Source organism: Deinococcus piscis, from assembly GCF_014653275.1.
In the GTDB taxonomy this organism is placed as follows: domain Bacteria; phylum Deinococcota; class Deinococci; order Deinococcales; family Deinococcaceae; genus Deinococcus; species Deinococcus piscis.
In genome coordinates this window covers 1-9,937 of sequence record NZ_BNAL01000056.1, presented here as the reverse complement: position 1 = coordinate 9,937, position 9,937 = coordinate 1, and the positions used below count along the sequence as shown (strand labels likewise).

Annotated in this window: 10 protein-coding genes; 7 read left to right on the top strand and 3 right to left on the bottom strand. The window is 60.4% G+C overall.

The features are described 5' to 3' along the window. Nucleotides 1-425, top strand: a 425-nt coding sequence (locus IE158_RS12880; RefSeq protein WP_189644117.1) for a transposase, incomplete at its 5' end; no start/stop codon positions are given. An 88-nt stretch (nucleotides 426-513) separates the two neighbouring features. Here IE158_RS12880 and accC read toward each other — a convergent pair. The 3 genes from accC to efp all read right to left on the bottom strand — a co-directional run bounded on the left by accC (nucleotide 514) and on the right by efp (nucleotide 3,264). Next, nucleotides 514-1,851, bottom strand: a complete 1,338-nt coding sequence (gene accC, locus IE158_RS12875) for an acetyl-CoA carboxylase biotin carboxylase subunit (RefSeq protein WP_189644116.1) — start codon at nucleotides 1,849-1,851, stop codon at nucleotides 514-516. Between the two features lie 97 nt (nucleotides 1,852-1,948). Further along, entirely contained in the window at nucleotides 1,949-2,467 is a 519-nt protein-coding gene (gene accB, locus IE158_RS12870) for an acetyl-CoA carboxylase biotin carboxyl carrier protein (protein ID WP_189644115.1), read from the bottom strand. Between the two features lie 239 nt (nucleotides 2,468-2,706). Then, nucleotides 2,707-3,264: an elongation factor P gene (gene efp, locus IE158_RS12865; protein ID WP_189644118.1), complete on the bottom strand. Its 558-nt coding sequence runs from the start codon at nucleotides 3,262-3,264 to the stop codon at nucleotides 2,707-2,709. A gap of 217 nt (nucleotides 3,265-3,481) precedes the next feature. Here efp and IE158_RS12860 point away from each other — a divergent pair, with 217 nt between their 5' ends. The 6 genes from IE158_RS12860 (at nucleotide 3,482) to IE158_RS12835 (ending at nucleotide 9,223) form a co-directional block, all read left to right on the top strand. Next, entirely contained in the window at nucleotides 3,482-4,198 is a 717-nt protein-coding gene (locus tag IE158_RS12860; protein WP_189644114.1) for a 50S ribosomal protein L25, read from the top strand. Between the two features lie 137 nt (nucleotides 4,199-4,335). Then, on the top strand, nucleotides 4,336-5,664 hold the full coding sequence (locus tag IE158_RS12855; protein WP_189644113.1) for an NAD(P)/FAD-dependent oxidoreductase: 1,329 nt from the start codon (nucleotides 4,336-4,338) through the stop codon (nucleotides 5,662-5,664). Nucleotides 5,665-6,010: 346 nt separating this feature from the next. Next, the gene (locus IE158_RS12850; RefSeq protein WP_189644068.1) at nucleotides 6,011-6,382 is read left to right on the top strand and encodes a roadblock/LC7 domain-containing protein; all 372 of its coding nucleotides are present in this window, start codon (nucleotides 6,011-6,013) and stop codon (nucleotides 6,380-6,382) included. A gap of 87 nt (nucleotides 6,383-6,469) precedes the next feature. Continuing rightward, the gene (locus IE158_RS12845; RefSeq protein ID WP_189644112.1) at nucleotides 6,470-6,934 is read left to right on the top strand and encodes a hypothetical protein; all 465 of its coding nucleotides are present in this window, start codon (nucleotides 6,470-6,472) and stop codon (nucleotides 6,932-6,934) included. A gap of 516 nt (nucleotides 6,935-7,450) precedes the next feature. Continuing rightward, a complete protein-coding gene (locus IE158_RS12840) occupies nucleotides 7,451-8,761 on the top strand; it encodes an aminotransferase-like domain-containing protein (RefSeq protein WP_189644111.1) in 1,311 nt (436 codons plus the stop codon). Nucleotides 8,762-8,806: 45 nt separating this feature from the next. After that, the gene (locus IE158_RS12835) at nucleotides 8,807-9,223 is read left to right on the top strand and encodes a pyridoxamine 5'-phosphate oxidase family protein (RefSeq protein ID WP_189644110.1); all 417 of its coding nucleotides are present in this window, start codon (nucleotides 8,807-8,809) and stop codon (nucleotides 9,221-9,223) included. The last annotated feature ends 714 nt before the right edge of the window (nucleotides 9,224-9,937 follow it).

Genomic DNA, 9,937 nt, shown 5'->3' with positions numbered 1-9,937 from the left:
ATGCAGGTAAAAGGATCAATGGGCGCAAGCGACATGTGGCTGTTGACAGCATGGGATTGCTGCTGGTCGTGCGGGTGACTGCGGCCAATATTCAAGATCGGTCAGGGGGCTTTCCCCTGCTTGAACAGACGTACAACCGGTTCCCACGTATTCGGCATGTGTGGGCAGATGCGGGCTATACGGGACAGTTGGTCCGTTGGGCCAGAGAGACGCTGGGTTGGACGATGGACATTGTCAAAGGAGTGGTTGGACAACGAGGGTTCGTTGTCCAACCACGTCGCTGGGTTGTCGAACGGAGTTTGGCTTGGCTGACCCGTTCTAGACGCTTATCGAGGGACTATGAAATATTGCCACAGACCACCGAAGCCTGGTTTTACTTGGCGAATATTCGACTCATGTTGCGACGACTGGAGCGGTCTGTTTGAACCTTTTCAAACACGCTCTTAGACGCTTAGACCTTTAGACGGAAGGGCGGTCCGCCGCCCAAACTCACTCCGTTCGCGGGAGCAACCCTCACATCTCCATGCGCGTCTTCAGGAAGTTGGTCAGCACCGCGCCCTGCTGGTAAAAGGGATTGTCCATGATTTTCACGTACAGGGGAATGGTGGTTTTCGGCCCCTGAATCACGGTTTCTTCCAGCGCACGCTTCATGCGGGCAATCGCCTGCTCGCGGGTGTCGTCGTGAACAATCAGCTTGCCAATCAGACTGTCGTAGTGCGGCGGAATCGAATAGCCGCTGTACACATGGCTGTCTACGCGGGTCTTGGGGCCACCCGCAAAGTGAACGTCCTCGATTTTGCCCGCAGCGGGGCGGAAATCCTTGTCGGGGTCTTCGGCGTTGATACGGCACTCAATGGCGTGGCCTTGCAACCGAATATCTTCTTGCTGAAGGCTGAGGCCCTCGCCCGCCGCAATCTGAATCTGGAGGCGCACGAAGTCCAGCCCCGAAATCATCTCGGAGACGCAGTGCTCCACCTGAATGCGGGTGTTCATCTCCATGAAGTAGTAGTTGCCCGCACGGTCCACGATGAATTCCAGCGTGCCTGCGCCCGCATAGTTCACGTGCTGGGCCAGGCGCACACCGGCAGCCAGAATCTCCTGGCGCAGGTCGTCGGGCAGCGTAGAGGGAGCTTCTTCAATCAGTTTCTGGTTACGCCGCTGAATGGAGCAGTCGCGCTCTCCGATGTGGATGACGTGGCCCTGGCCGTCGCCCATGACCTGCACTTCTACGTGGCGGAACTCTTCCAGGAACTTCTCCATGATGATCGCCGGGTCGCCGAAGTACAGCCGCGCTTCTTCCTGCGCCTGCGAGAAGCCTTTTTGCATCTCCTCATCGGAGCGAATCACCTTCTGGCCGCGTCCGCCGCCACCCGCCGAAGCCTTGAGCAGTACCGGATAGCCGATTTCACGGGCCGCTGTCAGCGCCGCTTCAGTGTTCTCCAGCACGCCGGTTCCTGGCACGGTAGGCACGCGGGAAGCCGCTGCAATCTCGCGCCCACCCGCCTTGCTGCCCAGTTCACGCATGCTTTCGGGGGTCGGGCCGATAAAGACCAGCCCGTGGTCGCGGCACATCTCGGCAAAGTCAGGGTTCTCGGCCAGGAAACCGTAGCCAGGGTGAATCGCCTCTGCGCCGGTCATCAGCGCCGCCGAAATCACGTTCTGCACCTTCAGGTACGAATCGGTGCTGGCAGGCGGCCCCACACACACCGATTCATCGGCCAGCAGCACCGGCAGACTCTTTTCGTCGGCTGTGGAATACACCACCACCGTCTTGATACCCATTTCGCGGGCCGTGCGGATAATTCGCAGGGCAATCTCGCCCCGGTTGGCAATCAGGATTTTCTTGAACATGATTTTTGCCTCCAGCAAAAAAGTCAAAGGGTCTAAGCGTCTAAGGGTCTAAAAGCCTTTACCCTTAGACCTTTCGACCTTTTGACCCTTAGACCTTTTACTCAATGATGAACAGGGTTTGCCCGAATTCCACCGGCTCGCCGTTTTTCACCAGAATCTCGCGGATGGTGCCGCTGCTTTCGGCCTCAATCTCATTCATCAGCTTCATCGCTTCGATGATGCACAGCACCTGGCCCTCCTGGACGCGGTCACCCGGCTTCACGTAGGGTTCGGCGTCGGGGCTGCTGGCGGCGTAGAAGGTCCCCACGATAGGAGCCTTGACCGGCGTGCCCGCGCTGGCAGGAGCGGTAGCTGGGGCAGGAGCAGCCGCTGGTGCAGGCGCTTCAGTCGGGGCTGCCGGAGCCTCAGCTGCCGCTGGGGTGTCCATAGCCGGGGTCGCAGCAGGTGCCGCAAAAGTAGGTGCAGGCGTGGCTGCCTGAGCAGGAGCAGGCGCACTGGCCGAAGCCTGAGGCCCCCGGCGCAGGTCGAGGTCAAAGGAACCGGTCTTGAGGCTGAACTCGCGCACATCGGCGTGGGCCAGCGCGTCGAGAATCTTCTTGAGGTCTTCTGGATTCATGCTGTTCTCCTCGTTCTTGGGGGTTGGATTGTCGGTCTGGGACTCTTCCGATGATGCCACATTACCTGCTGGCACTGCCAGGAGGCCGCCAGCTGGGACAGGGTGTAGGTGTGGTGAAGCAAAGGCAGCGAGGACAGGCAGGGAACCGCGCCGCACAACCGAACCTCAACTCAACGTGCACCAAAAAAGCCCCCGCCCGCAGTTGGGGCAGGGACCGGAAGAAAACTGGGCAAGCGTGCTCAGGCGCGGCTGAGGTATTCGCCGCTGCGGGTGTCCACCTTGATCTCGGTGTCCTGCTCCACGAACAGGGGCACCTGCACCACAGCGCCGGTTTCCAGGGTGGCTGGCTTGGTGCCGCCCGATACAGTATCGCCGCGCACGCCGGGGTCGGTCTGGGTAATCTTGAGAATCACCTGGTTGGGCAGAATGATTTTGAGGGGCTTGTCCCCGTACATCTGCACTTCGACTTCCATGTTTTCTTTCATGAACTTGGACGCGTCACCCACCAGCACACTCGTCAGGTGAACCTGGTCGAAGGTTTCCATGTCCATGAACACGAAGTCCGAGCCATCAGGGTACAGGTACTGCATGGTCTTGCCTTCAATAAAAATGTCCTGCAGCTTTTCGCCGGAGTTGAAAGTCCGGTCCACAATGGAGCCAGTCTCCAGGTTGCGGAACTTGGCAACCACTTTTGCGCCGCCGCGCCCGATCTTCTGGTGCTGGAAGTCCAGGCACTCCCACAGGCCGCCGTCCATCTCTACCTTGGTTCCGTTTCTCAGGTCGCTTACGCTAATCATATCGGCCACACTATGCCACATGGCGGGCCTGCTGGCGTAGCCTGGCACGCGGCTCTTTGCTATACTGCTGCGGTTGCCTGGGCCCCCACGGGTCAGGAGAATTCCGGAAACACAGCGCTGGCGGCGCAGACCACCCTCTCAAAGAGTGGCCCCGCCCGCTGTGAGCCTGCGGCCAGACAGGACGCAGCACGGACAGGCACGGTACTTGGAGGAAAGTATGGATATTAGCGCCAAAGCCCGCAAGAGCGGCGAAAAGCTGGAACAGGGCATGATTCCCGCCGTCGCCTACAACAAGGAAAAGAACGTGTCGTTCGCCATTGAGCGCAAGGTCTTTGACAAGATTTTCCGTGAGCAGGGCATCAGCGGCCTGTTCGACATCAGCATTGACGGCGCTGAAGCTTTCCCCGCACTGGTCAAGACCGTGCAGATGGACAAGCGCCGCCGTGAGCCCATCCACGTTGACTTTTACATGGTGACCTACGGTCAGGCCATCGAAGCCAACGTGCCGCTTCACACCACGGGCCGTTCCCAGGGCGAAATCGAAGGCGGCCTGGTGGATATCGTTCACCACAACGTCACCGTGCTGGCCCCCGGCCCCCGCCGCATTCCTCAGGAAATCGTGGTCGACCTGAGCGGCCTGAACATTGGTGACATCATCACTGCTGGTCAGCTGCCCCTGCCCGAAGGCGTGGAGCTGGCAATGGACCCCGAAATCAACGTGGTCAGCATCCTGCCTCCCCGCCTCACCGAAGAGGAACTGGCCGCCGAAGCCGAAGCAGCCTCTGCTGCAGGCGCAGAAGCTGCCGCCATGGGTCAGGAAGACGAGGAGGCCGGCGAAGACCTGCCCAAGGAAGGCACCGAAGGCCGCAACCTCGACAAAGACAACCACAAGGCCGAAGAAATTCGCTCCGAGAGCGGTCAGGAAAGCAACTGAGCTCTCCCTGACACTGCACTGAAAGCCGGGCCTCCCCAAGTGGAAGCCCGGCTTTTTTGTGCCTGGGTCCCGGCGTACCACCGGCACGCAGGCCCGCTTCAGGGCGGTATGCAACTGCTGATGCTCTAGCCTGAGCCATGACTTCTGGAACTTCTGGGATTGTCGGCGCTGAGGGCCTCACGGCTGACATCATCGTGGTGGGAGCTGGGCTGGCGGGCCTGTGTGCCGCCCGCACCCTCCAGCGGGCTGGGCGGCAGGTACGCGTCCTCGAAGCGAGTGAGCACTTGGGAGGCCGGGTCTGGAGCCGCGAGGCAGAAGGCTACACCATAGACGCCGGGTTTCTGGGGATGTTCACCGACTACCCGGCGGCGCGCCGGCAATTTGACTATGACGCGCTGGACCTGATCATCCTGAAACCGTCGGCGGTGCTGCGGCAAGAAGGCGGAGTGACTGAACTGCTGGGCGACCCCCGCCGTGACCCCGCAGCCCTCCCGGGGGACCTTACCGCCAGCGCCCTGACCGCCGCAGACCGCCTCCACGCTGCCCGGCTGGCCGCTGAAGTGCTGGCCGGGCCCGCCCATGCGCTGCTGAGCGGGCCAGATACCAGCACCCGCGAATTTCTGCTGGGACGCGGCTTTTCTGAGCGGTCACTTGAGCGCTTTTTCAGCCCCTTTTTCGGTGGCCTGGTCATTGACCGTGAGCTGAAGACCAGCGCCAATCTGTTCCGCTATTACCTGCGGCTGCTCATCACTGGCGACGTGGCCATTCCGCGCCGGGGCATGAGCGAACTGCCCCGCCAGCTGGCAGCCGGGCTGAATGTACAGCGCGGCGTGCGCGTGCATGGACTGGACAGCGCGGGCCAGAGCGTGATCCTGCGGACCAGCGCCGGAGAGATGCGGGCCGCGCAAGTGATTGTGGCCACCGACCCACCGACAGCTGCCCGCTTGCTCAACGAGACGCCGAATGAGCCCCGGCCCGTAGGACGCGGCAGCTTGAGCAGCACCTACTTGCACTTCCGCGCTCCACAGGCCCTGGAACCTCAACCCCGGCTGCAACTGAACGCCCGGCCAAGCGGCTGGCTCAATCAAGTGCTGTGGCTGGATCAGGTGTTCCCGAACCGGGTGCCCGGCGAGCGAGGGTTGCTGATCGCCTCGCTGTGGGGCATTCCAGAGGGCGACGATGCGGCGCTGGGCGAATTGGCCGTGGCCGAGTTGCGCGATTGGTACGGAGACGCGGTGCACACGCTGGACCTGCTGGCCGTGGACCGAATCGCCCACGTCCAGTACCCACAACCCGCCAGTTACGCGGACAGCTTGCCCGGGCACAGCACGGCGCTGCCAAACGTGTTTCTGGCGTCCGAAGTGACCAGCCTGAGTGGCATCCAAGGAGCACTGGAAAGCGGGGAGAAAGCGGCGGCAGCCATCCTGGGTGACCTGGAGGTGCTGAGCCGCCCGCGTGGTGCATAGGGCGAGTGAGAAAAGCCACCCATAAACATTGATTATCCTCCGCCCTACAGGGCGCACTGCACCGACTTCAGTTGCCAAGAAGGTCTACCTTATTTGGCAACTACTCTTATACAAAGGGCGCAGGAGAGCTTTCTGCATCTACTGTGAGACTTCTGTAAGGTTCATAGAACCAACCGCAAGCCACTTGTTGCCATGGATATTCTCCGCTCCCACACAATGTTTACCCACTCTTGAAAATTTGTCATGACTTTGCAAGATGCCAAGGAGTGTACTGACATCCCAAGAGCAGGGATGGAACCTTTCCATTCCTTTTCATAGTGACCCGAGCGTCACTTAAGGAGACACCATGACCGGAAGTAAACAGGAACAACTGCAAGCCATCATTTCTGATCTGCGTAGCGCCATTCCCGACCTGCGGGGTGCCATGATCGCCACCGTGGACGGTCTGCCCATTGCGCAGCTGTTCACCGACAACACCGACGGCAACCGTGTGGCCGCCATGGCCGCCACCGCCCTGGGTCTGGGTAAGCGCATCAACGACACCCTGGGTACGGGTGACCTGAGCGAGATGAGCGTGGCGGGCCTGGACGGTCAGGTGTACATCTACGCCGCTGGCCGCAAAGGCGTGCTGGCCGTGGTGGCCCCCAGCGGCATGAACGTCGGTCTGCTGAACATGGAAGCCCGTGACGCCGCCAGCCGCGTTACCACCGTTCTCTAATCTAAATCCTATCCCTCTGGGGAAGCCTCGCTTTTACCAGCCTCATGCCTCATGCCTCCCCTTCACCCCACCCCTAAGGAGAAAACAATGACCTACCAACGAGACGAACTGGGCGATTTTAGCAGCGTCGTGTGCTTCAAAGCCGTGATTACCGGCGTGGAAGACACCCTGGGCAAAGACGGCGCAGGCGTCGTGTTTACCCGCGCCGGCAAAGTGCGCGGCGGAAACCTGGCCCGCGAACTGGGCGTGGCAGGTAGCAATGCCCCGATCAGCGAACTGGCCGCCAAACTGGACGGAGCCATCGGCAAAGAAGGCACCCGCCTGGCTTCGGTCAAGAGCGTGCGCGAAGAAGGCGGCAAAATCATCGTAGATACCCGCGACACCGTGTGCTCGTCGGGCGAAGAGATGGGCAGTGACCGCAACTGTACCTTCACCATGGGAGCCATTTGGGGTGCGCTGGAAGCGATCACCGGCAAGACCTATCTCGGCGAACAGACCCAGAGCGTACTGCGCGGCGGCGAGTTTGACCGCTTCGAGTTCGAAGAACTCTAAAACCAAATAGCTTAAGCACTGCGCGGCATAAAGTAACGTGCCGCGCAGTGCTTATCTTTTGACACCTCTTTTTTGACACTTCCGCTGTTCGGGACCCACCGCCAAAATCCTTGGCGCTTCAACCACAAGCCAGATCAGCACATCCAAAGCTCCAGGAGATGCACAAGCCTTCTTACCAGGGGCTTTTTTGCTTTGACCCACCTTCTACATAGGTACGCCACAGCCCAAGTCACCTCAGCAGTAACGCCCCCATGCACCCGCACAGAAAATCCCTTCCCAGAAGCACTTTCTCCAAAGACACCGGCAGAACCTATACCCACCGGGACCACAGGATGATTGCCCACTTGCTGCTGCCCAGGCTTGCTGTGATCAGGCTCCGCTCAAAATGCTCTACGCTCAATCACCTTGGACGACAGGATGTGAAATTTTATTGCTCTTATTCTCTGTAGATTCAAAATTTCAGAATCACATCTGCATTTTTTGATTTTTTATTGCCAAATGCTTTACGGTAGAGCCATGCACCGACCCTTCGACACAGCCGCCCAAAGCCAGCGTTTTTCTCAGCCGTCTATCGGGGCCGCTGGGCCAGCGTTCGGAGCGGCGTTTAGTGCAGGCATCGGGGCGGTGAATGGCAGTGCGCTGCGTGACATGCTGCGTATGGCCCAGGTGCCCGGCATGGTCAACTTTGGCGGCGGCCTACCCGCTCCCGACCTGTTCCCGATGGACCGCATCGCCCAGGCCAGTGCGCGGGCGCTGGAGCAATACGGTTGGCGGGCCGTACAGTACGGCACCACCGAAGGCTTTTTGCCTCTACGCGAGTGGTTGGCTGCGTACACCTGCCCCGGCATGGGCGGGGTGACCCCGGAGCACATTCAGATCATGACCGGCGGCCAGCAGTCGCTGGACCTCATCGCCAAGATTTTCATCGACCCCGGCGATACGGTGCTGCTCGAAACTCCCACCTACATGGGCGCGGTGCAGTCCTTCACGCCCTACCGACCCAACTTTGCTGCGGTGCCAACCGACGAGCACGGGATTGATATGGACGCCCTCGAAGCTTTGCTGCGCGACCTGGCCATGCAGGGCCGCACACCCAAATTCATCTATACCATTCCCAACTTTCAGAACCCCACTGGCCGCACCCTGAGCCTGGAACGGCGTGAGCGGCTGTTGGACCTGACCACGCAGTACGGCGTGTTCGTGGTCGAAGACGACCCCTACGGCCAGCTGCGCTTCAGCGGCGACGACCTCCCCAGCCTGGCCGAGCTGATGCTGCGGCGCACTGGCGGCAACCCTGACCGCAGCCATGTGGTGTACTGCTCCAGCTTCTCCAAGACCCTGGCCCCCGGACTGCGTGACGCCTGGGTCATGGCGGCCCGGCCCATCACCGACAAGCTGGTGCTGGCCAAGCAGGGAGCGGACATGCACACGCCCACCCTGAACCAGATGATTGTCACCGAGCTGTTGCCGCTGTTGCCGGAGCAAGTAGATAAACTGCGACACTCCTACGCTGCCCGTGCCCGGCACATGCTGGCGGCGCTGGACCGCGAACTGCCGCCGGGCGTGTCGCGCACCACTCCTGAAGGCGGCATGTTCCTATGGCTGACGCTGCCGGAGCAAGTGAGCACCACCGCCATGCTGCCCCGCGCTGTGGAGCGCCGGGTGGCCTACATGATCGGAGAGTGCTTTCACGCGCTGGGCGGCGGTCACAACACCATGCGCCTGTGCTTTAGCACGGCTGGCCCCGAGGACATTGACCGGGGTATCACCGCCCTGGCCCAGACCATCCGCGAGGAGCTGGCAGGGGAAGTGGACACCCGAAGCTAAAGGCCAACTCACGGGCCCCACCTACAAGTTGCCTACTCTGAGAAAATGCCTTCCAAAACCCTGAAAGATATTGCCGCCCGGATGCGCGGCATGGACCTGTGCATGCTAACCACGGTCAGCGACTATGGCCGCCTCGCCTCACGCCCTATGAGCAACAACGGCGAGGTGGAATACGACGGCACCAGCTACTTTTTTACCTGGGCCGATTCGCGCATGGCCCGTGATATTGAGAAGAACAAGCACGTGCAGCTGAATTTCAGAGCCGACAAAGGCTTCTTGTTCGTGGCGGTGCAGGGCGAGGCCCGTGTCCTGACTGACCGGCGTGTGATGAAAGATCACTGGCACGAGGAGCTGCGGCAGTGGTTCGAGGACGGCCTGGATACCGAAGGGCTGGTCATGCTGGCGGTGGACGCCCGGCGAATTCAGTGGTGGGGCGAGGACGACGGCGAAGTAGAACTGTAGCCGTCTAGCGCCAGGACTGGGCTAGGGACCAAGCGGACGGCTATGAACGCAGTACCTTTGGCCCATGCCCCCAATGCGTATTGACCCTCTTCAGTTCTATGCCTGGGCTTTCTCCGACTTTCTGTCCAACGCTCTGCGTGGCGTGCTTGCCGAGTACATTGTGGCGCAGGCAGGCTCTGGGCGGTGCAGCGCACCCACACACGGAGTGGGACGCTTATGACCTCGTGGGGCCAGACAATTTGAAGGTAGAGGTCAAGTCCGCAGCCTACTTACAAAGCTGGCAGCAGCGGCAGCCCAGCGCCATCAGATTTGACATTGCACTGAAACGCGGTTGGGACGCATCCACCAACATATACTCCAGCGAAGCGAGCCGCACTGCCGAAGTGTACGTATTTTGCGTGTTTGCTGAACAGCGCCGTGAATTCGCCGACCCACTCCAGCTTGAGCAGTGGTTCTTTCTGGTCTGCCCGACCCAGTGGCTTGGCGAGAGGTTCTCAGTACAGAAATCAGTCGCGCTTTCCACACTAGAGCATTTGACAAAAAGATGTATATCTTTTTGGCGAGCGAAGCGAGTGCAAAACATGGGAGCAGGACGAAGAATGGAGTGACTGCTGGTGCTTTTCCAGCAGGCACGTAATTCTGAGAACTGCTCTAGAGCATTTGACATAAGAATATTCCAGGATAGGCGTGGGTCATCCAGGCGGAAATGTCTTG